Below are 20,867 nucleotides of genomic sequence, written 5' to 3'. Positions count from 1 at the left end.
GCAATGGCTATTCGTGATCTCATACCCTGGGGCCGGGAGAACAGTCCGGTTCCCAGCTTCTATCGTGACGAGGACCGCGACCCGTTCATGGCGTTGCATCGCGAGATGAACCGCCTGATCGACGACGCCTTCCGCGGCTTCGAAACGCGCATGCCGATGCTCAGCGGATTTTCGTCGGCGCGCGGCAGCTGGCCGAGCGTCGAAATCGCCGACGGCGAGAAGGAGATCCGCGTGACCGCGGAAATTCCCGGCATGGACGAAAAGGACGTCGAGGTGATGCTCGATGACGGCGTGCTGACGCTGCGTGGCGAGAAGCGCTCCGAGACCGAAGACAAGGACAGGCAGTTCTCCGAGCGGTTCTACGGCCGCTTCGAGCGCCGCATCCCGCTCGGCTACGAGGTCGAGGAGGACAAGGTGAACGCCGCCTTCCATAACGGCGTGCTCACCGTGACGCTGCCCAAGACGGAGCGCGCGCAGACCAAGGCCAAGCGCATCACCATCAGTGGCAGTGCCGCCAGCCCTGGCAAGAGCAAGCACTGACGACATCGGCAGCCGGACGCGCCAGCCGCGCCCGGCTGCAGATCGGGCTGCATCCCGATCGGCCCGCGCCCTCCGCCAAAGGCGCGGGCTTCATTTGTTCGGCCGATGCGCCTGACGGCGCGAAGGCCGCATAGTGAGTATCTACGGAGCATTGAGTAGCAGCGTCGCTACCGTGGCGTTCCTGGCGCACAGGCTACGGAGCCCGTCATCCCCTTGTCATCCCATGGGGGTGGCGGGCTTTCGTATCAATTGTCGGCTTTATCGGCCTGTGAAAAGTCCTCGCCATCCGCTTCGTGTCACGATCGCAGGCAGAGGCAGCCACCCGTCTCAGATCGCCTCGCGCTGCCGTTCCGGCGTGGCGACCAGCAAGGCCGCGGCGGCGTTGGCGGCAGCAAGTGCGGCCTCGACCCGATGCCCGCGGGCAAGGCCTGCCGCGAACGCGCCGACGAACTCGTCGCCGGCGCCATGGGTACTGACCACCTTCACCGGAAGGGCGGCCCGCTCGAACGCCTGGCCGTCGCGGCCGCAATAGGCAACGCCCTCCCCGCCGGCCGTGACGATCGCCGCCGGGTAGAAATCGATCAGCACGCGTGCCGCCTCGGCAGCACCCTCGAGCGTATCGACGACCGCAACGCCGGCCAAAAATTCCGCCTCGATGGCGTTGACGATGACGATATCGGTGAGTGCGATCAATTCGCCGGACAGTTTTCGCGCGGGGGCGGCGTTGAGCACGACGCGGCCGCCATGCGCCTTCACCGCCCGCGCTGCGGCAATGTTGGCGGCTTCCGGCACCTCGTTCTGCAGCAGCAGCACCGCCGTTTGCGCAACCATCTCGGTCGCGGCCACGATGTCGTTCTCGCCCAAGGTGAGATTGCTGCCCGAGACGATCACCGCGCCATAATCGCCGCCGGCGTCGAAGATCGCCACGCTCATGCCCGAGCCGGCGCCAGGTGCGACCCGCACGAAGCGGCTGTCGACGCCGCGGCGCGCGAGATTGCCGACAAGCGCGCAGCCGAAATCGTCATCGCCGACGGCGCCGATCATTGCCGAGCGCACGCCGGCCCGCGCCGCCGAGACCGCCTGGTTGCCGCCCTTGCCGCCGCATTTCGGCTGCCAGGCATGGCCGGTTACGGTTTCGCCCTTGCGCGGGCGGTCAGGCGCTTCGACCATGATGTCGTAATGCAGGCTGCCGAACACGGTGACCAGCGGAGCCGTCATGTGCCCCGATCTTTCATGAGCCGCCCCAATCTTTCATGAACCGCCCCAATCTTTCATGAACCGCCCTTGTCCCGGCGTTTCGACGTCACCGCCGACATCGTGCGGCCGAGATTGCGCTCCGCCGCCTGGTAGTCGCGCTGTGCCACCGCGACGAACAGCGCGTCGAGAATGTTGAGCTGGGCGATGCGCGCCGCCGCGTTCTCGCCCATCAATGGCGAGCCCTGCGCGGTCGAGCACAGCACGATGTCGGCGACGGCGGCCAGCGGCGAGTTGTCGTAATTGGTGATCGCCAGCGTCCGCGCACCGCTCTTGCGGGCGAGATGGATGGCATCGATGACGGCGCTGGTGTTGCCGGAATGCGAGAAGCCGACCGCGATGTCGTCGGCGCCGAGCAGCGAGGCCGACATCAGCATCATGTGCGAATCGTCGTAGACGGATGCGCGGATGCCGATGCGCAGGAATTTGTGCGAGACGTCGCGCGCGATCTGCGCCGAACCGCCGACGCCATAGAAATCGCGGTTCCTGGCGCGGTACAAAAGATCGGCGGCGCGATCGAAATCGTCCATGTCGAGGATCGCCAGCGTCTCCTCCAGCGCCTGGATCGAGGTGCGGAACACTTTTTGGACGATCTCGGCCGAACTGTCGTCGACCGACAGTTCCTGGTGCATTTCGGCGGTCGGCAGGCGGCTGTATTCATAAACCGCGGTGCGGAAGTCGCGATAGCCGGAAAAGCCCAGTTTCTTGGCGATCTTCACCACCATCGCCTCCGACACGCCGGCTTCTTCGGCGATCTGCTTGAGCGGAATGGTCTCGTCGAAGCCGCGCCGTCCGAACACGGTTTCCACCACTTTCGCCTCGAGCGGTGTCAAATGCGGCATCATCATGCGGATCCGCGGTCCTACTGCTTTCAGATCCAGGCTGGTCAAGGTCATCCACGTCCTCTCGTCACGCGATCGATGAGCATCGCGGCGAGGATTATAAGGCCAGTTGCCAAGAGCTGATAGAAGGACTGGACATTCATCAGCGTCAGGCCGTTGCGCATGGTGCCGAGGATGACGGCGCCCAGGATGGTGCCGACGACGCTACCCTTGCCGCCCATCAGCGAGGCGCCGCCGATGGCCGCCGCGGCAATGGCATCGAGCTCCCAGAGATTGCCGAGAATGGGTTCGGCGGCACCCAGCCGTCCGATCAGGATCTGCGCGGCAAGGGCCGCCAGCAGGCCCGAGATCATGTAGGCGGCAATCTTGGTGCGAGCGATCGGCACGCCGGCTATGTAGGCCGCCTCCTCATTGCCGCCGACGGCGAGCAGATATTCGCCGAAAGGCGTCTTCTTGAGGATGATCCAGGCGATCAGCGCGACCACGGCCACGATGATGACCGCCAATGGCAGCCCGAACAGCGAGCCGTTGAAGATGGCGCGGAAGCCGGCTGGCAGGCCGAGCACCGGATTGCCGCCGGTGTAGATCAGCGCCAGCGCCCGGTAGGTGCTGAGCGTTCCCAGTGTGACGATGAAAGGCTGCAGCCCGACATAGGCGACCAGCACGCCATTGAGCAGGCCACAGACGAGGCCGATGGCGAAGCCGGCGGCGATGGCCAGCGGGAACGGCACGCCGGCAACCAGCATCGAGGCCGAGATGACGGCCGAAAGGGCTGCCGTCGGCCCGACCGACAGATCGATGCCGCCCGAGATGATCACCAGCGTCATGCCCAACGCCAGGCAGGCGTTGATGCTCGACTGCTGCAGGATGTTGATCAAATTGCGCTCGGCAAAGAAGCCCGGGACCAGCGCGCCGAAGACGGCGAGGATCACCACCAGGCCGATCAGCGTGCCGGCGTCGCGCAGCGAAAACCGGTGCAGGAATTCGGCCCGTGGGCGCGCTGCTGTGTGTTCGGTTACATCAGTCATACGCTGGTCCTGTCCGTTATGCCTTGCCGGCCCGATGGCCTTGCGCCTTGCCGGCCTTGCGTCTCCGATTGGGGTATGGCGTGCGCCGCGATCGCCTGTTCGCTGAGATCAGCCCGATCGAGCTCGGCGGCGACCATGCCATCGCGCATGACCAGCACGCGGTCGGCGAGCCGGATCACCTCGGGAAGCTCCGACGACACGACGACGACCGAATGGCCTTCGGCGGCGAACTCCTCGATCAAATGGTAGATCTCCGCCTTGGCGCCGACATCTATGCCGCGCGTCGGCTCGTCAAACAAAAGGATGCGCGTTCCCGCCGCCAGCCAGCGGCCGATGATCGCCTTCTGCTGGTTGCCGCCGCTGAACAGCCGGATCGGCCGGTCGAGCAGGAACGGGCGCAAATTGACCCGCTTCATCTTCTCGGCCGCGACCCGTTCCAGCCTGGTGTGATCGATGACGCCGCGCGGTGCGAACACGCCCATCGAGGCCAGCGCCATATTGCTGGAGATCGACCGCAACGGCACGATGCCTTCGCGCTTGCGCTCCTCCGGCACCAGGCCGATGCCGGCGGCGATGGCGTCGCGCGGACTGGAAAGTTTTATCGCCTTGCCGTCGATCTCGACCCTGCCCGACGAGGCGCGGTCGGCGCCAGCCAGCAGCCGCAGCAGTTCGGTACGGCCCGAGCCGACCAGGCCGGCAATGCCCAGCACCTCGCCGCGGTGCAGGTCGAACGAGACGTTACGGACTTTTGTCGCCGAGGCGAGGCCACGCACGCTCAGCCTGACCTCGCTGGAGGTGTGCGAACGGTGCTGTTCCTGGGCGAGCTCGCGGCCGACCATCATCGAAACGACGGTTTTTTCCGACATTTGCGCCAGATCGACGGATCCGACCACGACGCCGTCGCGCATGATTGTGGCGCGCTGGCAGATGCCGAACACCTCGTCCAGCTTGTGCGAGACATAGACGACCGCGACGCCGTCGCGCGCCAGCCCGGCAATGACTTCGGCCAGCCGCTCGAACTCGCTCGGCGTCAGGCTCGATGTCGGCTCGTCCATCGCCACGATGCGTGCCCGATCGAGCAGCGCCCGGGCGATCTCGACGATCTGCCGCTGCGCGACCTTCAGGCTGCCGAGCGGGACTGCCGGATCGATGGTCGGATCGAGGGCGGCAAGGGCTTCCGCAGCGCGGCGCTCCTGCTCGCGGCGGGCGACGAAGATGCCGCCGCGCGTCAGCGGATGACCGAGGAACATGTTCTGGGCGACGCTGAGATGCGGCACCTGCTGCAATTCCTGATGGATCATGGCAACGCCCGCGGCGCGCGCCGCGACCGGGTTGTTCAGCGTTACCCGTCTGCCGTCGATCAGCACGCTTCCGGCGGTCGGCCTGTAGACCCCCGACAGGATGCGCAGCAGCGTCGATTTGCCGGCGCCGTTCTCACCGAGCAGGCCATGGATTTCGCCGGCGCCGACCGAAAAGGACACATCGCTCAGCGCCCGCACCGCCGGAAACACCTTGGAAATGCCCTCGAATTGCAGCCGCGCGACAGACATTGGTTCTATTCTCCAGGCAAAGGGCGCCAGCCCGGCCGGCACCCGCAGTCCTGCCGTTAATTGCCCGCCGCCGCGTCCTCGAGCAGCGCCTTGCGCACGGCGTCGCCGGCGCCGGAATAGCGGTCGGCATTGTCCTTGGTGATCAGCGCCTGCGGCGTGGCGACAACGCGCGGCAGCTTCTGCCCGGCCACCAGCCGCAGCGCCGATTCCAGCGCCACCTCGCCGGTCAGCACCGGGAAGCTGTCGACAGTGCCGGTCAACTCGCCGGCGCGGATCGAGGCATAGGCGTCGGAGATGCCGTCGGTGCCGAAGACGGCGACCTTGTCCTGCAGGCCGGCGGCCTTGACCGCCTCGACGATGCCCAGTGCCATGCCGTCATTGTTGGCATAGAAGCCGATCAGGTCGGGGTGCTGCTGCAGGATGTTGCTGGCAGCGTCGTAGGAGGTCTGGCGATCCCAGTTGCCGGGCACGCTGGCGACGACCTCGAACTTGCCGGTCTCGGTGATCGTGGTCTTGAAGCCATCCGTGCGCTGGACGGCGGCATAGACGCCGGCCTGGCCTTCGACGATGGCGACCTTGCCGCCATCCGGCCGGTTCTTGATGAACCATTTGGCGACGCGCACGCCATTGTCGCGCTGGACATTGCCGACATAGTGCTCGGCCTGCGGGATGACCGCGTCGTTGACATTGACCACCGGCACGTTGGCGGCCTTGGCCTGTTCCATGATCGGCTGCAGGTTGGAGTCGGTCTGCGGTGAGACGAGCAGCACGTTGTAGCCTTGCGTGACCAGGCCTTCGGCGATTGTCAGCTGGCCGAGCTGGTCGCCCTCGCTCTGCGCCGCCTGGTAGACGACCGGAACGCCGACGCGATCGCCCAACGACTTGTAGCCTTCACCCAGCGAGCGCCAGTATTCGTTGGTCAGCGTCTTGGAGACGGCGCCCGCCCTGGTGCCGTCGGGCAGCTTGGGCAACGCGCCGAACTTGGCCTCGAGCTGCGACCAGTCGATGCGGTCCTTTTCGGTGTCGGAATTGAGCGGCGCGAGGTCGGTGGAATAGGCGGAGCCGATGGACAGCGCCATCAACGCAGCGGTGGCGGTGGCAAGCAGAAATTTCATGGTCTTTCCTCCCTTGTTGAACGATTTTGAGGCCGAGCCTCAGTTCTCCGGCCCGAGCATGGCTTCCTGGATGATGGCTTGCGACGCGACCGCGTCCTGGCGGTCGATGGCGGTGGACAGGCGATTGTCCTTCTCCAGCCGCTCGACGACGCGCAGCATGCGCTTGACGGTGGCGATGTTGACTTCGCATTCGTGGACCGGATCGAGCCCGGTCATGTCGGGGAAGGTGTCGAAGTAGATGGCGCCGGCGTAGCCGTCGCGGCGGATCTGGCGGAGCAGCTCGATCGTCTGCAGCGTGTGCACTGCGCCGACCATCAGGCCGTCGTCGCGCTTGGCGTAGCCGTCGTTGAGATGCACGCCCAAGAGCTTGCTGTGGCGCGCCACAAGTGCTGCGGCAAAGGCCGGCTGCTCGTCGGCATAGAGCACATGGGCGAAATCGAGCGTCACGCCGAGATTGGGCAGGCCGATCTCGCGGATCGCCAGCAAGGTCGTCGCCGCGTCGGGCATCAGGCTGTAGGAACGCGGCTCGTTGGGCTTGTACTCCAGGCTGATCAGGCAGTCGGGATCATGCGCTGCCACTTCACGAATACCATCAATTTCGTGTTGCCATAGCGTCGCGTAATCGGCCTGGAAGGCATAGTCGAAGCCATCCTGGCCGAGCCACAGCGTCATCAGATTGGCGCCGGCCTCACGCGCGGCGTCGATGCCGGCCTTGGTCAGGTCGATGGCTTCGCGGCGAACTGCCGGATCCGGATTGGTGAAGGCGCCGAGCTTGAAGGCCGGATTGGAGTAGTAGCGCATGGCAAAACCATTGATGGAAAGCCCGATGTCGCCGAGTTTTCGCGCCATTTCCACAGGTTTTTCATCGACATGATCGGGAAAGTTGAGGTCAAGGTCGGTCAGCCCCGCAACTTTCGCCGCACGCGCTGCCATCTGCAGCATGGACGGCTTGCCGACAAGCTCCGGCCATTCGGCCTGCGGCCGCGAGGCAAAGGAATTCAGGCGTGTGGCGAAACGATTGGCTGTCATGGATGACCTTTCTTGGACATAACTTCACATACTATAGTTTATTTGTAAAGTCAGATGTGCCGTTTGATTCAAGACTGGGCGACGGTACGGCGTACATAGAGAGGAGCAGGCGGCCACGAAGAGACGAACTGCTGACGCACGATTTGATCCGCGTTCATGATGCTTTAAGCGCAGTTGTTACCGTTTTCGCAAAAACGGTAACAACTCAATGATGGCCGTGGCAGCGAAGTTGTGTTATTACCCTTTTCGCGAAAACGGTAACAACCCCCATGCAGCAAATACCCCACACATACCAGACGCTCTATTCCGAGTTGGCGCAGCGGTCGCTGGACGCCGCGTTTTCGACGGAATTCAACATCGGCGGCCGCTTTGTTACAGCCGAGGTGAAAGGCCGCCGCTACTGGTATCTCGACCTACCTAGCCCTGACGGCGGCAAAACACGCAGATATGTCGGCCCCGTCGACGATCCTGAAATCACCAGGAGGGTCGAAAACTTCAAAGACCTGAAAGCCGACATCAAAGAGCGGCGAAAACTGGTTTCGACACTCGTTCGCGAAGCCTACCTGCCACGGCCGGAAAGGAAGACCGGCGACATTGTCCAGGCACTCGCCGAAGCTGGCTTCTTCAGACTTCGTGGCGTCCTGGTCGGTACCGTCGCTTACCAATGCTATCCAGCCGTCCTTGGCGTTCGCCTACCTAGCACGTCAATGGTCACCGGCGATGCCGATTTTGCGCAGTTTCATTCGATCTCGACGGCCGTCGATGACAAAATGCCACCCGTGCTCGATACGCTGAGGCAAGTCGACCCGACATTCCGAGAGATTCCGCACCAGGCTGATGGCCGCTTCACGACGCAATACTCGTCTCGCTCCGGATACAGGGTCGAATTCCTGACTCCGAACACCGGTTCGGCCGACTACGAGGGTCATCCTACAACCATACCCGCGCTTGGTGGCGCGTCGGCGCAGCCCCTGCGCTTTCTCGATTTCCTGATATACGAACCGATCCGGGCCGTTCTCCTGCACGGCGCCGGCGTGCCGGTGAACGTGCCATCGCCCGAACGGTACGCGATCCATAAGCTCATCATCGCCAGCCGCCGCCGGACGGACAACGACGGCACCGCCAAGAGCCGCAAGGACAAGATGCAGGCTGCAACCATCATGGAAGCCGTGATCGAACAACGGCAGTCGGAAGATCTGGCCGATGCTTTCATGGAGGCATATGGCCGCGGTGCGGCCTGGAAGGAAGCCATACGCCAGACACTGTCCCAGATTGACCACGGCACGCGCGAAACCGTCCTGCCGGCGCTGGCCCGCGCTATTCGAAAGCTGGAAAGAGATCCTAGCGAATTCCACCTTGAAGACGCGGCGGCCGCACCGAAGCCGTAGGGCCTGCGCATGGTAAGGTTCCGGGCGGGCGCTGCTGATCGTAACCCTGTACAACCGCTGGCCGCCCTTGCGTCTTGCGCGCCAATTGATCATCCTCGCCGCAGTTGCACCGCGGCCGGGGGGTTCGCACATGCCGACGCTTTATGCGCTGAAACCGGCCTTCCAGGCCAGGCTGCGGCCGCTCGCCGACCGGCTGGCCGCGGCCGGCGTCACCGCCAACCAGATCACGCTGCTGGCTGCCGCCCTGTCGGTTGCCACCGGCGTTGTGGTCGCAGCCCTTGCCGGCCATCGCGCGGTCTTGCTGCTGATGCCGGTGGTGCTGTTTGCGCGCATGGCGCTCAACGCCATCGACGGCATGCTTGCGCGCGAACATGGCCAGGCCTCAAAACTCGGCATGTATCTCAACGAACTCTGCGACGCCGTCTCCGACCTGGCGCTGATCCTGGCCTTTGCCGCTCTGTTCCCTGCCTGGGGGGTCGTCGCCTTTGCCGTCACAGCAATGCTTGTGGAGTTCGCCGGCGTGCTCGGCATCGCGGCAGGCACCGGGCGCAATTATGCCGGGCCGTTCGGCAAGAGCGATCGGGCGCTGGCGCTCGGCATCGTCGCCGTCCTCGTCGCCTGCGGCCTATGGGTGGACGCGATCACGCCGTTCGTGTTTCCGGCAATGGCTACACTGTCGCTGGTGACCGCCATCAACCGGATACGCAGCGGCCTTAACGGGAGCGGCGACTGAAATTCCGGTCGCATCCGCCTGGGGAAAAACATGCTTCACGAACCGACGATTGCTGCTTCCGCAGTTGAGCAGCGGGTGGCGCAGGAGCGCAGCTTCCGCAGCCATGACGGCACCGAGATCTTCTACCGCTACTGGCCGGCGGTCGGGCAACCCGCCAGGAGCGCGATTGTGCTGTTCCACCGCGGCCACGAGCATGGCGGCCGCATGGCGCATCTGGTCGACGAACTCGATATGCCCGGCCATGCCTTCTACGCCTGGGACGCGCGCGGCAATGGCCGCTCGGCCGGCGAGCGCGGCTATGCGCCGTCTTTTGCAGCACTTGTGCGCGACATCGATTGTTTGGTGCGTGAGATCGGCAGAGACGGTTTTTCCCAGCGCGACATCGCGCTGATCGCGCAATCATTCGGCGCGGTGCTCGCGGCCGCCTGGGTGCATGATTATGCACCGCAGATTCGCGCCTTGGTACTGGCCTCGCCGGCCTTCTCGGTCAAGCTCTACATGCCTTTCGCCAAGCAAGGCATTGCGCTGTGGCAGAAGATCAAGGGCCGCTTCTTCGTCAATTCCTACGTCAAGGCCAAGTTCCTGACGCATGACCCCGAGCGCATCGCCTCCTTCGAGGCCGACCCGCTGATCACGCGGCCGATCGCTTCCAACATCCTGGTCGAGCTCTACGACCACGCCGCCCGCATCGTCTCTGATGCCCGCGCCATCACCGTGCCGACGCAATTGCTGATCTCCGGCAGCGACTGGGTTGTGCGGCATGGACCGCAGCACGAATTCTTCGTCAATCTCGCCAGCCCGGCCAAGCAGCGGCATGTGCTGCCGGGTTTCTTCCACGACACGCTGGGCGAACGCGACCGCCGCAAGGCACTCGACCTGATCAAGCCGTTCCTCGAAAGCCAGTTCTCGACGTCACAGAAGTCCGTCGACCTGACCGCGGCCGACCGCGCCGGCTACACACGCGACGAGGCCGACCGACTGGCCTCGCCGCTCGCTTTGCTGTCACCGAAAGGCCTCTACTGGGCAATGAGCCGCGCCTCGATCCGTATCGGCGCCTGGCTGTCGTCAGGCATGAAGACCGGGATCGCCACCGGCTTCGATTCCGGCTCGACCCTCGACTATGTCTACGAGAACCAGGCGCGGGGCGCCGGTCCGCTCGGCCGCATGATCGACCGCACCTTTCTCGACGCCATCGGCTGGCGCGGCATCCGCCAGCGCAAGCTGCATCTCGAAGAGCTGATCGGCAGCGCCACCCGGACCCTGAAGGCCGCCGGCCGCACGGTCCATATCGTCGATATCGCTGCCGGCCACGGCCGCTACGTGCTCGATGCCGTCGCCAAATGCGCCGAGCCGCCGGCCAGCGTGCGGTTGCAGGATTTTTCCGAGCTCAACGTTTCGCTCGGCTGCAAGCTGATCGCCGAGCGGCACCTGCCGACCAATGTCTCGTTCCACCAGGCCGACGCCTTCGACGCCGAGATGCTTGCCGGGCTCGAGCCGGCGCCGGACCTGGCCATCGTCTCCGGGCTTTACGAATTGTTTGCCGACAACGCCATGGTCGCCCGCTCGCTCGGCGGGCTGGCCAGGGCGATGCAGCCCGGCGGCCTGCTTGTCTACACCAACCAGCCCTGGCATCCGCAGCTCGAAATGATCGCGCGCAGCCTGACCTCGCATCGCGGCGGCCAGGCCTGGGTGATGCGCCGGCGCACGCAAGGCGAGATGGACCAGCTGGTGGCGGCGGCCGGCTTCGAGAAGCTCGACCAGCGCATCGACCAGTGGGGCATCTTCACCGTATCGGTCGCGCGGCGCGTCTGAGCATGGTCTTGCCTGTCCTTGGCCCTGCCCCTTCCGCCACTGGGCGCGAGCCGTACGCCGCAATCGTGCTGCGCGCGGCGCTGTGGCTCGCATTCCTGGCGCCGTTCTTCTATGCGAGCTACGGCTTCGCCAACTGGCTGGCGTCGCAGCGCGACGATGTCGGCAGCATCGTCTTCACCTGGGAGCGCGACATCCCGTTCATCGCCTGGACGATCGTGCCCTACTGGTCGATCAACCTGTTCTACGGCCTGTCGCTGCTGCTCAACGATACCAAGCGCGGCGTCGATCGGCTTGCCTTCCGCTATCTGACGGCGCAGATCGTCGCCGTCGCCTGTTTCATCCTGTTCCCGCTGACGGCGATCTTCGTGCGGCCGCAGACATCAGGCCTGCCAGGCTTCATGTTCGCGGTGCTCGGCGGCTTCGACAAGCCGTTCAACCAGGCGCCGTCGCTGCACATCGCGCTGCTGGTCATCATCTGGGATCATTGGCGCTATCGGCTGAAAGGCATGGCCGGCGTCGTCTGGCATGCCTGGTGTCTGCTGATCGGCGCCTCGGTGCTGACGACGTGGCAGCACCATGTCATCGATATCCCGACCGGCGCTTTGCTCGGCTTCTTCGCCTTGTGGCTGTTTCCGCGCCACGGCGAATTGCCGTTCGCCGGCTTCCGGCTGACCGCTGACGCCGGCGCGCGGCGGCTGGCGCTGTTCTACGCGCTCGTCGCAGCGCTGGCGCTGGCCGGCGCCGCTGCCGGCGCCTTCGTTTCGGCGCTGTGGCTGATCCTGCTATGGCCGGCGCTGGCGCTGGCAATCGTTGCCTTCGCCTATGCCGGAGCCGGCGCCAAAGTGTTCCAGAAAACGGCCGACGGCAGCGTCTCGCTGGCCAGCCGTGTCTTGCTGCTGCCCCACCGGCTTGGCGCCAGGATCAATGCATGGATATGGACGCACAAGCTGCCGCCGCATGTCGCCATTGCCGACGGTGTCTTCCTCGGCCGCTTTCCCACCGTCGCCGAGGCTGGCGCATTCGGCACGGTGATCGACCTTGCCGGCGAGTTGGAGCGGCCGCGCGGCGTCGCCTGCCGCTGGACGGCTGTCGCCATGGTCGATCTTTTGCCGCCCTCGCCCGAGGCGCAGGCGCAAGCGGTGGCGGCGATCGAGGACGCGCGCAGCCACGGCACTGTGCTGGTCTGCTGTGCGCTCGGCTTCCAGCGCAGCGCCGGCGCCGTCGCCGCCTGGCTGGTTGCCACCGGCCGCGCCGACACGCTGGCGCAAGCGCGAACCAAGCTCGCCACCGCGGGCCGGCCGGTGCATCTTCACGTGGACCAGCCGACATGAACAGTTCGAGCAATAGACGAAGCCACTTGCCAAAGTCGGCGCTGCCCCTCACCTGCCTGCTGGCATCCTCTCCCCGTATAGTGACGGGGAGAGGGGTGCCGTTATCAGCGGTTTCGCCAATCACCAGCATTTTAGAAATGGCGCCGACATCGCGGCCAGCCCCTTCTCCCCGTCACTATACGGGGAGAAGTGCCCGGCAGGGCGATGAGGGGCGGCGCAAGCATTTGGAAAAGGGCGGCACCAAACCTGAAGCGATTGTTCCGGCATGAGTGCCCATCGAGACAAGGCCGAAGCGTTCGCCGCCGGGCTGATGACGCAGGCGGTGTGGCCGCTGTTTTTTGTGCTGGCCGCGTTGGCTGCCGCGCCGGTCATTGCCGTGGCGGCGCAGCCGCAGGCGACCACGCTGGCGGCAGCGGCGTGGCTGGTCGCGGCAGCGAGCGGCGTGGTCACTCTCGCCGTCTCGGCCCTGCTTGCCTTCGACGCACTGCTGTTCTGGCTGATGGCGAGCCACATCAGCGAGGCCGCCGGTGGTGCCTCGGTAGACGACGTGCTGGCGCGCATGCGCGTAAAACCGGCAGCAGCCGGCATCCGCTCGCTCGACCGCCGCATCGCGGGCACGCAGCGCCTGCTGATGAAGCAGCGTATCGCGATCGGCCTGTTCGTCGCGGCGTCGCTCGTCGCCTTGTCTTTCTGAGCCCGACGATGAGCAAGCTCGGCACAAGGAGCTTCACCCTGCTGCAGACCGTGACCTCGGTCGGCCTGTCGGCGCTGGCCTGGGCGGTGACCGGCGTGCGGCCGATCTGGAACGGCAGCCAGCCGTCGAACCGGCAGCGCATCTACTTCGCCAATCATGCCAGCCACGGCGATTTCATCCTGCTGTCGGCCTGCCTCAGCGAGAAGCAGCGCGCCCGCACCCATGCCGTCGCTGCCGCCGACTATTGGGGAAAATCGCGGCTGCGCCGGTTCATCGCGCAGGACATGCTGTCCTCGGTACTCATCCACCGGCAGTGGACCGATGAGGCGCAGAATCCGATCTCGATCATGCTGTCGGTGCTCGACGAGGGTCATTCGCTGATCATCTTCCCCGAGGGCACGCGCAACATGACCGACCAGCCGCTGCTGCCGTTCCGCTCCGGCCTCTACAATCTGTCGATGGCGCGGCCCGACGTCGAACTCATCCCGTGCTGGATCGAGAACATGTCGCGGGTGCTGCCCAAGGGCCAGTTCGTGCCGGTGCCGCTGCTCTGCCGGGTGGTCTTCGGCGCGCCGATCGCCATTGCGCCCGGCGAGGAACGCCGCGCCTTTCTCGAGCGCGCCCGCCAAACACTGCTGGCGCTGAACCCCCGCCCGCCAACGCATGATGCGGAAAAGTGGAATCCGGTTTTCCGAAAAACATCATGCGACCAAAACAGCGTCGCGCCCAAACAGCGTAGAGCCCAAAGAGCTGGAGATCGTGGCGGATCCGGTATCCGGCACGATGCTGCAAGTCACGATGCTCCAAGAGACGACTAGAACAACATGCCAATGCACGAGACCCTTATCATGGTTGTCGGCCTAACTGCGGTGCTGACCACGGCAAGCCTGGTCGCCGGCATCCTGTCGTGGCGCGCGCCGAAGCCGCTGTCCTCGACGCTGGTCAATCTCAACCAGCGCATCAACGCCTGGTGGGTGATGGTGGTGGCGATCACCGTTGCCTTCTTCTTTGGCCGCGCCGGCATGACCATCCTGTTCGCGCTGATCTCGTTTGCCGCGTTGCGCGAATTCGTGACGCTGACGCACAGCCGCCGCAGCGACCATTGGGTGCTGCTCGGCATGTTCGGCATCATCATCCCGTTCCAGTACTGGCTGGTGTGGACTGCCTGGTACGGGCTGTTCACCATCTTCATCCCGGTCTACTGTTTCCTGCTGATGCCGGCGATCACCGCGCTGCACGGCGACACCGAGCGCTTTCTCGAGCGCATCTCGGCGCAGCAATGGGCGGTCATGATCTCGGTCTACTGCGTCAGCCACGTGCCGGCGCTGCTGACGCTCGACGTGCCCGGCTTCGAAGGCCGCAACTTGTTGCTGGTCGCTTTCCTGATCATCACCGTGCAAGGCAGCGACGTGCTGCAATACATCTTCGGCAAGCTGTTCGGCAGGCACCTGATGTCGCCGAAGGTTTCGCCGTCGAAGACCTGGGAAGGGCTGGTCGGCGGGCTGGCGACGTCGAGCCTGCTTGGCGCGCTGCTGTCGTTCCTGACGCCGTTTTCGCCGCTGCAGGCGGCGGGTGTCGCCTTCATCGCCTGCCTGATGGGCTTCCTCGGCGGGCTGGTCGCCTCCGCCATCAAGCGCGACCAGGGGGTAAAGGACTGGGGCCATCTGATCGAGGGCCATGGCGGCATGATGGACCGCGCCGACAGCCTGGTCTTCGCCGCCCCGGTTTTCTTTCACACGGTGCGTTATTTCTGGACGTGAGCGCGAGCTACGACCTCAGAGGCTGTTTCGAAAGTCGATCCGGCGAGTCATATGGTGGTGGTTTCGAGAACCGGAGCGCAGCGGACATTAGAGCGCCGCGCGTCCATTGGACGCGCAAAGGACGCTCTAACACTTTGGTTGGCGCATGATCCTTTCCGGAAACCGCAGGTTTCCGGAAAGGATCATGCGCTGGTCCGTGAGCACCGGAAGCGCAGAAAACGCCATCAGATGGCCGCCGGAGTAGAGTTTCCAAACAGTCTCTCACTTTGCAGCGGCAAGCGGCGCCTTCCTGGCCGGGCGCGGCCGGCGGCGCATGCGGCGCTTGGCAGCGACCTTCAGCGCCACCGGCGGATCGCTCGACAATGCGCCCAGAACGGCTTCGACCATGCCAAACGCCACAAAATCGGCATTGATGTCATTGGCCAATTCGACGGCTGCCTCCTTGTCGTCGCCGTCCTTCGACCAGAACACGATGCCTACCCGCAGCGCCGATCTGGCACGTTTCAGCCGACGAACAAGGAAACGGGCGTGCTTGACGGAGTCACGGTTCAGGAATCCGACCACAACGGTGTCGACCGCGTCGAGCTCGAGCCGGCGAATGCCAGTCGGATCCACATCGGCAAAGCTCGCCTTCGAGACCGTTGCCCCCTGGACTTCGAGCACCTGCGCCAGCATCGCGGCGGCGGCATCGTCGAGTTCGCCGCGGCCGCCGGCACACAGCACCGTGATGTCCGTGCCGTCCGGCAGCTCAGTGTCGTCCTCGCCCTCCGCTTGAGCCTGCTTGTCCCCGTCCTTGTCCTTGTATTTGTCCGCCGCGGCAGGCTCGACTGTGGCCGGATCATCGTCCTCCTCTGCTTCCTCCCGTGCGATGTCGTCGAGGTTCGCCACCAGCATCAGCGCGCTGGCCGCCACCCGCCGTCTTTGCTCATCGCCCATGACGCCGCGCACACGATCCTGCTCGCCGAGCAGCAGCGCGGCAATGGCGACCTTGTCATAGAATTCGAACAGGTATTTTTCCTCCAGCATCTCCTCGGCGTGATCCGTGGCTTCCTCTGGATCGCCGGCCAGCAGCCGTTGGTAGAGCCGGGCGTGGGGTTCAAGCACCGGTTCGTTGCCGAACAGAACGTCGAGGAATTCGAACTGCGGCACGTGCCTGCCGAGCACAACGAGGCAGACCGTGAGCGGCGTCGACAGGACCAGGCCCAGCGGGCCCCAGAGCCAGGTCCAGAAGATCGCCGCGACGATGATGGCCAATGGTGACAGCCCCGTTCGTGAACCGTAGAGCCACGGTTCGACGACGTTGCCGGTGATCATTTCCATGGCCACGAACAGCCCGGCGGTCCACAGCACGAGCGACCAGCCGGGCGCCACGGCAAGCGCCAGGAACAGCGGCAGCAGCGCACCAATGATCGGGCCGATATAGGGAACAAAGCGCAGCGCCAGCGCCAGCAATCCCCACAGCAGTGCATTGGGTATGCCGAGAATCCAAAGCCCTGCTGTAACCGGTATGGCATAGACGATATTCACGACCAATTGCATGAGCAGATATCGGCCGACCCGCTTGCCCGCTTCCTGGAGCGCCTCGGTGGTCCGATGAAGATCGCCGTAGCCGACGAGGCGTATGAAACGATCGCGTAGGTCCTCGCGCTCGAGCAGCATGAATATGACGACGACGACGATCAGGCCGGCCGATGCCAGCGGGCTGATCAGCGGGCCGATCAGGTTCTGCAGAACCTGAAGCGGCCTTTCGCGTGCGATGATCTCGACAGGCACCGGCTCGCGCCGTGGCTGATCCGCGGCGGGCGGTGAGGTTTCCTGCCTGTCGAGTTCCTGGCCAACGCGTTCGATCGCCTCGCTCAGCCTGGCGATGACGCCGCCGCCGACGCCTGTCTCCTTCAGGGATCGGACTTTGGTCAGGATATTCGACTGGTAAAGCGGGATGTTCTGCGCCAGTTCGCTGACCTGCGTGGCGACAATGAAGGAGAACAGCGCAAGGACGGTGAATGCGCCCAGCACACTGGCGATGACCGCAGGAAGACGGGGAATGCCGACCCGTTTGAGTGCCGAAACCAAGGGTGCAAGCGCAAAGGTCAGCAGCAGAGCGATTGCGATCGGCAGGAAAACCTCGCGCCCGAAATACAGGGCCGCAACCGCCGCCACGACGGTCGCGACGGTGGGCAGCGACATGCGCGGCAGGGCCATGGCAGCCGAAACAACGCCCACCAGCCCGGGCTCCGACGGATGCATGCCGTTTCGCCGATTGGCCGCCACTTGATGCCTCCACCCTGCCCTGACCATGATCGGGCATATTGAGCCGGCATGCAACGTCCCCACCTTCGTGCCAGCGAGCCCGACCACGCCAGCGACAAGGGTCTTCCCCTCAGCCCGGTGCCGGACGGCCCGATGCCAGACGGCCCGGTATCAGGCGACCCGGTGTCAGGCGACCCGGTGTCAGGCGGCCCGGTTTCAGACGGAATGGCTCAGCCAATGACGGTCGAACACGTCGACGATGGCACGGAACTCGGCCGGTGGGATCTGGCTGGCGCCGCCGTCGCTGTCTCCGACGAGGAATTGCGCCAGCTGCCGGTCAACCGCTTCCGTCTGCTCGACGGACAGGCCAAGCGATGCCAGATCGGCGGCGATCGACCCGTCGGGCGGCAGATACCCGCCCCAACCCTGGGGCGCCGGATTGCGCAAGCGGACCATCAGGATCCGGGTCAGCGACGGCTGCGGCTCCGGGCCGATGATGGTGGTGCCGCACAGGTAGCCGCCTAGCACGCTTCCCGGCCGCGAGTGCGGAAACAGGCATAAGAAGAATTGCGCCTCGCCGCTGGCTTCCTTCAGATGCGCATAAAGCCCGCGTTTTGCCGACGTCATCGGCCCACCGAGCAGCAGCTGCCCGGTCGGCAAGGCCTCGCGATAGGCGGCGGTCAGGCCGTGCGCCCCCGGCCCGGCCTCAATCGACAGGCTGCCCCTGATCAGCTGGCCGCGATAGTAGGGCGACAAGGCGCGCGAATAACAGGCGTAGGTTCCGACAAGGGCCAATCCAGGGCTTCGCTCTTCATGCCCGGCAGCGGTCTCGAAATGCGCACCGGCGCGGCGCTCCAGTTCGGCCCTGTCGATGCCGTGGCGGGCACAGATCGCCGCGGTAAAACCTTGCAGGTCGCTCTCGGCGATCCAGGCGCCGGTCTGTTCCAGCTTGAGCAGCTTCGTCCAGTCGTCGTAGACGCTGAACTCGCGTGGCTGGGCGCGCCCCTGCAGCCATTTGTCGGCGCGGCCGAGATCGAACGCCGTCTTCGGGTTGACGCCCCGGAACGCCGCCGCAAGGTCCTTGCGGGTGACTGTTCCCAGCACGGCCGCAGTCAGCCGCAATTTTTGCGCGATATGCTGTGCCACCCTACCCGCCCCTTTATGCCACCGCGAGGATAGCACGCGCAGGCTATACTTTTCCACAAGCTAATATTCCAGAAATTCCGGAGAATTCCACGCCCCTCCACGCGCCTGCGCTTTTCGCCCCGCCGCGCGGCGCTAAGGTCGCGCAGGGCAGGGGCAAGTTATGAAACTCACGCTATTTAGGCCTGAATACCAACACCCTTCCTCAGTCATTTGAACGACGGCGAAGCCGAGCTCTCGGCACCGGCACAAACCAGCGTAGATGCCGCCTCAACAAGGAAGGAATAATTCGATGTCCTGGATTGCCTCCCCCAAAATCCCTTTCACCGCGGTTGCGGCTGGATCCGCTGCACTGCTGCTGCTGACCTTCGGGCCGGATGGACCGTCGCGTGCCGCTGCCGGCTCGCGCGCGGCAGCGACATATGGCAACGCGGCTCCTGCGGCGCCGGTCATTGATCCGACGCGCATCGAAGTCGACGGCGGCGCGCACGTGATACGCTTTTTCATCGACGGCAAGCAGGTCGCCCTGCTCGACTCGAACGGCTTCAGGGATTGATCTTAACACCAGCGTTGGCCGCGACATTGAGCGGCCAAGCGCAACTGGATGTCCGGGTTCTGTCGCGGCCGCTCCAAGGCTTCGGCCTGATGCGGCTGCAAGCCTACACGTGCCGGCAACTGCTCACATTGTACTTTTCCACAAGCTAATATTCCAGAAATTCCGGAGAATTCCACGTCCTTCCACACAGCGGCCGTGTTCGGGCCGGCGGCCGCGGTTAACGTTGCGTTAACCATGGAGGGACCTCGTCATGAAACTTGCCCTGTCTGCTCTTCTCGCGGTGCTCGCACTTTCGCAAGCCGTGGAAGCCAAGACGAAAGCCGTTGCCACCGATGCCAAAGCGTCCTCAGCCGAGAAAAACCGGCCGCCGCTCGACAACAAGTCCACCAGCGGGATCACGTCGTCTGATGCGACGGCGGCGCCAGCCGACAACAACGGATCCAGTCTGTATCCGCCGGCGATCTATTTCAATTTCTAGAGTCCCTCCATCCGTTGTGGGGCTCAATCTTTAACCGGCCGTACGCTGCTTGCGGTGTCCGCGATCGACGGGTCCGCATTTCGACAGGCCACTTGATCGACAGGCTTAGCCGGCGGCGCGCCAGGCTGTGATCCTCCACATTCCCTTGAAATCGGCTTCAACCACGAGGCATCGCCGACTTCGACGGGCGATGCGGCCACCTGACATGAGCAACAAGGGTGCCCTGCCCGCTTCACGCGCCAGCGATGGCGGAGTTGCCACCACGCTTGACCTTGCCGCCATCCGCCGGATAGTCCGCTATCCCCTTCGATGAAAGACCTCGATATGACAGACGCGATCGTAAGAGACAGCAACGGCGCCCAGTTGAGCGAGGGCGATTCCGTCACTCTCATCAAGGATTTGAAGGTCAAGGGCACGTCAGAGACGATCAAGCGCGGTACGCTGGTCAAGAACATCCGCCTCACCGGCAATCCCGGCGAGATCGAGTGCAGCACCAAGCAAGTCAAGGGCCTGGTGCTGAAGACCGAGTTCCTGAAAAAAGCGTGATCGCGCCCGGCACTCACTGCCTAACCGGCCGCCCCGGAGCCACTCCTTGAAAGCGCGCGAAAGTGCGATATATCAATGACTAAGCGTGCGTTGCACGCGACGTAGTGCTTTGGTCAAGCTTCATCTGTGGAGGTTGTCATGGCAAACGATCTGATGGAAGGAAAGAAGGCCCAGGATTGGATCAACCTGATCCTAGCGGCATGCCTGTTCATCTCACCCTGGGTTATCGGCTTCGCTGCTGAAACCGCTGCTGCCTGGAACGCCTGGATTGCCGCAGTCTTGCTCGGCGCCCTGGCGCTCGCCGCGCTTTCAGTATTCGCCGAATGGGAAGAGTGGGTGAACCTTGTCGTCGGGCTCTGGCTGATCGCCTCGCCCTGGCTGCTCGGCTTCGTGGCAAACGCCAACGCAATGGCGACCCACGTTGTCCTCGGCGTGCTGGTGGTTGCGGCATCGGCCTGGGCAGTCTGGGACTCCCGTCATCATCCGCCAGCGCATGCGTGATCGGTGACGACTGATGCATGTCGCCCAAAAGCATGCTCTCGGGCGACATGCACAGAAACAAAGACCTAAAGCGCGTCGATTTCCTTTCGAAGGCGAGGCGCTTTAAGGGGAGGAGCGCGGCGCGCGAGCGGCGGGCTCCTTCTAAAGCCCGAGATCGGGCCCGCTAGAGTATTTTTGCAGCCAGGAGGAATCACTTGGCGTTGCAGAAATGCGGCGAGAGCGAACAGACAGAGCGGACGCCAGTCAAATTCGCACGCCTCCCGCCCGCCGTATCCCGGCCAAATTGTCTTTTCGTGCTCCAAAATCCCGCCGCCCAA

Annotated in this window: 19 protein-coding genes and 1 pseudogene; 12 read left to right on the top strand and 8 right to left on the bottom strand. The window is 64.5% G+C overall.

What is annotated here, in order from left to right; translation table 11 throughout:
- Positions 1-3: 3 nt before the first annotated feature.
- Positions 4-540 (top strand): Hsp20/alpha crystallin family protein, encoded by a 537-nt coding sequence (locus AC0L17_RS20900; protein ID WP_473517218.1) that lies wholly within the window; start codon positions 4-6, stop codon positions 538-540.
- 327 nt (positions 541-867) lie between these two features.
- Here AC0L17_RS20900 and AC0L17_RS20895 read toward each other — a convergent pair whose 3' ends face one another.
- From AC0L17_RS20895 to AC0L17_RS20870, 6 genes are read right to left on the bottom strand one after another with little or no spacing between them, the layout of a single operon-like run.
- Positions 868-1,758, bottom strand: a complete 891-nt coding sequence (locus AC0L17_RS20895; RefSeq protein ID WP_473517217.1) for a ribokinase — start codon at positions 1,756-1,758, stop codon at positions 868-870.
- A 53-nt stretch (positions 1,759-1,811) separates the two neighbouring features.
- Positions 1,812-2,690, bottom strand: coding sequence for a MurR/RpiR family transcriptional regulator (locus AC0L17_RS20890; RefSeq protein WP_091598869.1), 879 nt, complete (start codon positions 2,688-2,690; stop codon positions 1,812-1,814).
- A complete protein-coding gene (locus tag AC0L17_RS20885) occupies positions 2,687-3,664 on the bottom strand; it encodes an ABC transporter permease (RefSeq protein ID WP_023799047.1) in 978 nt (325 codons plus the stop codon). The genes AC0L17_RS20890 and AC0L17_RS20885 overlap by 4 nt, the downstream gene beginning before the upstream one ends.
- Positions 3,661-5,214 carry a sugar ABC transporter ATP-binding protein gene (locus tag AC0L17_RS20880; protein WP_473517216.1) on the bottom strand — a complete coding sequence of 518 codons (1,554 nt, stop codon included), beginning with the start codon at positions 5,212-5,214 and terminating at the stop codon, positions 3,661-3,663. Before AC0L17_RS20880 ends, AC0L17_RS20885 begins: the two co-directional genes overlap by 4 nt.
- A 56-nt stretch (positions 5,215-5,270) precedes the next feature.
- Positions 5,271-6,329 (bottom strand): sugar ABC transporter substrate-binding protein, encoded by a 1,059-nt coding sequence (locus tag AC0L17_RS20875; RefSeq protein WP_473517215.1) that lies wholly within the window; start codon positions 6,327-6,329, stop codon positions 5,271-5,273.
- Positions 6,330-6,368: 39 nt separating this feature from the next.
- Positions 6,369-7,358, bottom strand: coding sequence for a TIM barrel protein (locus AC0L17_RS20870; RefSeq protein ID WP_473517213.1), 990 nt, complete (start codon positions 7,356-7,358; stop codon positions 6,369-6,371).
- Positions 7,359-7,627: 269 nt separating this feature from the next.
- On the opposite strand from AC0L17_RS20870, the gene AC0L17_RS20865 reads away from it, so the two are divergent.
- From AC0L17_RS20865 to AC0L17_RS20835, 7 genes and pseudogenes are all read left to right on the top strand, one after another.
- Positions 7,628-8,746 carry a nucleotidyltransferase family protein gene (locus AC0L17_RS20865; RefSeq protein WP_473517212.1) on the top strand — a complete coding sequence of 373 codons (1,119 nt, stop codon included), beginning with the start codon at positions 7,628-7,630 and terminating at the stop codon, positions 8,744-8,746.
- Between the two features lie 130 nt (positions 8,747-8,876).
- Positions 8,877-9,479, top strand: coding sequence for a CDP-alcohol phosphatidyltransferase family protein (locus AC0L17_RS20860; RefSeq protein WP_473517211.1), 603 nt, complete (start codon positions 8,877-8,879; stop codon positions 9,477-9,479).
- Positions 9,480-9,509: 30 nt separating this feature from the next.
- Complete coding sequence (locus AC0L17_RS20855) at positions 9,510-11,291, top strand: bifunctional alpha/beta hydrolase/class I SAM-dependent methyltransferase (RefSeq protein ID WP_473517210.1); 1,782 nt, start codon at positions 9,510-9,512, stop codon at positions 11,289-11,291.
- Positions 11,292-11,293: 2 nt separating this feature from the next.
- A complete protein-coding gene (locus AC0L17_RS20850) occupies positions 11,294-12,622 on the top strand; it encodes a phosphatase PAP2/dual specificity phosphatase family protein (protein ID WP_473517209.1) in 1,329 nt (442 codons plus the stop codon).
- Positions 12,623-12,887: 265 nt separating this feature from the next.
- A complete protein-coding gene (locus AC0L17_RS20845) occupies positions 12,888-13,316 on the top strand; it encodes a hypothetical protein (RefSeq protein ID WP_473517208.1) in 429 nt (142 codons plus the stop codon).
- 8 nt (positions 13,317-13,324) lie between these two features.
- Positions 13,325-13,984 (top strand): annotated as a pseudogene (locus AC0L17_RS20840) (lysophospholipid acyltransferase family protein); the annotation flags it as partial.
- Between the two features lie 162 nt (positions 13,985-14,146).
- On the top strand, positions 14,147-15,076 hold the full coding sequence (locus tag AC0L17_RS20835) for a phosphatidate cytidylyltransferase (RefSeq protein ID WP_473517207.1): 930 nt from the start codon (positions 14,147-14,149) through the stop codon (positions 15,074-15,076).
- A 261-nt stretch (positions 15,077-15,337) separates the two neighbouring features.
- Here AC0L17_RS20835 and AC0L17_RS20830 read toward each other — a convergent pair whose 3' ends face one another.
- Positions 15,338-17,347, bottom strand: a complete 2,010-nt coding sequence (locus AC0L17_RS20830) for an AI-2E family transporter (RefSeq protein WP_473517206.1) — start codon at positions 17,345-17,347, stop codon at positions 15,338-15,340.
- 195 nt (positions 17,348-17,542) lie between these two features.
- Positions 17,543-18,472, bottom strand: a complete 930-nt coding sequence (locus tag AC0L17_RS20825) for a hypothetical protein (protein WP_473517205.1) — start codon at positions 18,470-18,472, stop codon at positions 17,543-17,545.
- Between the two features lie 289 nt (positions 18,473-18,761).
- On the opposite strand from AC0L17_RS20825, the gene AC0L17_RS20820 reads away from it, so the two are divergent.
- From AC0L17_RS20820 to AC0L17_RS20805, 4 genes are all read left to right on the top strand, one after another.
- Positions 18,762-19,025: a hypothetical protein gene (locus AC0L17_RS20820; RefSeq protein WP_473517204.1), complete on the top strand. Its 264-nt coding sequence runs from the start codon at positions 18,762-18,764 to the stop codon at positions 19,023-19,025.
- A 250-nt stretch (positions 19,026-19,275) separates the two neighbouring features.
- Positions 19,276-19,503, top strand: coding sequence for a hypothetical protein (locus AC0L17_RS20815; protein WP_128170714.1), 228 nt, complete (start codon positions 19,276-19,278; stop codon positions 19,501-19,503).
- 324 nt (positions 19,504-19,827) lie between these two features.
- Positions 19,828-20,049, top strand: coding sequence for an alkylphosphonate utilization protein (locus tag AC0L17_RS20810; RefSeq protein ID WP_473517203.1), 222 nt, complete (start codon positions 19,828-19,830; stop codon positions 20,047-20,049).
- Between the two features lie 138 nt (positions 20,050-20,187).
- Positions 20,188-20,550 carry an SPW repeat protein gene (locus tag AC0L17_RS20805; RefSeq protein WP_473517202.1) on the top strand — a complete coding sequence of 121 codons (363 nt, stop codon included), beginning with the start codon at positions 20,188-20,190 and terminating at the stop codon, positions 20,548-20,550.
- Positions 20,551-20,867 lie beyond the last annotated feature (317 nt).

This window comes from Mesorhizobium sp. WSM4829 (genome assembly GCF_055811475.1).
Note: the sequence above shows the minus strand (reverse complement) of the source record. Positions and strands in the feature narration are given on the sequence as shown.

Bases quoted from the DNA above. Each gene is read 5' to 3' on its own strand.
- AC0L17_RS20845 (WP_473517208.1), top strand. From the start codon at position 12,888: ATGAGTGCCCATCGAGACAAGGCCGAAGCGTTCGCCGCCGGGCTGATG.
- AC0L17_RS20860 (WP_473517211.1), top strand. From the start codon at position 8,877: ATGCCGACGCTTTATGCGCTGAAACCGGCCTTCCAGGCCAGGCTGCGG.
- AC0L17_RS20875 (WP_473517215.1), bottom strand. From the start codon at position 6,329: ATGAAATTTCTGCTTGCCACCGCCACCGCTGCGTTGATGGCGCTGTCC.
- AC0L17_RS20880 (WP_473517216.1), bottom strand. From the start codon at position 5,214: ATGTCTGTCGCGCGGCTGCAATTCGAGGGCATTTCCAAGGTGTTTCCG.
- AC0L17_RS20815 (WP_128170714.1), top strand. From the start codon at position 19,276: ATGAAACTTGCCCTGTCTGCTCTTCTCGCGGTGCTCGCACTTTCGCAA.
- AC0L17_RS20895 (WP_473517217.1), bottom strand. From the start codon at position 1,758: ATGACGGCTCCGCTGGTCACCGTGTTCGGCAGCCTGCATTACGACATC.
- AC0L17_RS20810 (WP_473517203.1), top strand. From the start codon at position 19,828: ATGACAGACGCGATCGTAAGAGACAGCAACGGCGCCCAGTTGAGCGAG.
- AC0L17_RS20855 (WP_473517210.1), top strand. From the start codon at position 9,510: ATGCTTCACGAACCGACGATTGCTGCTTCCGCAGTTGAGCAGCGGGTG.
- AC0L17_RS20865 (WP_473517212.1), top strand. From the start codon at position 7,628: ATGCAGCAAATACCCCACACATACCAGACGCTCTATTCCGAGTTGGCG.
- AC0L17_RS20820 (WP_473517204.1), top strand. From the start codon at position 18,762: ATGTCCTGGATTGCCTCCCCCAAAATCCCTTTCACCGCGGTTGCGGCT.
- AC0L17_RS20890 (WP_091598869.1), bottom strand. From the start codon at position 2,690: ATGACCTTGACCAGCCTGGATCTGAAAGCAGTAGGACCGCGGATCCGC.
- AC0L17_RS20805 (WP_473517202.1), top strand. From the start codon at position 20,188: ATGGCAAACGATCTGATGGAAGGAAAGAAGGCCCAGGATTGGATCAAC.
- AC0L17_RS20835 (WP_473517207.1), top strand. From the start codon at position 14,147: ATGCACGAGACCCTTATCATGGTTGTCGGCCTAACTGCGGTGCTGACC.
- AC0L17_RS20870 (WP_473517213.1), bottom strand. From the start codon at position 7,358: ATGACAGCCAATCGTTTCGCCACACGCCTGAATTCCTTTGCCTCGCGG.
- AC0L17_RS20885 (WP_023799047.1), bottom strand. From the start codon at position 3,664: ATGACTGATGTAACCGAACACACAGCAGCGCGCCCACGGGCCGAATTC.
- AC0L17_RS20850 (WP_473517209.1), top strand. From the start codon at position 11,294: ATGGTCTTGCCTGTCCTTGGCCCTGCCCCTTCCGCCACTGGGCGCGAG.
- AC0L17_RS20900 (WP_473517218.1), top strand. From the start codon at position 4: ATGGCTATTCGTGATCTCATACCCTGGGGCCGGGAGAACAGTCCGGTT.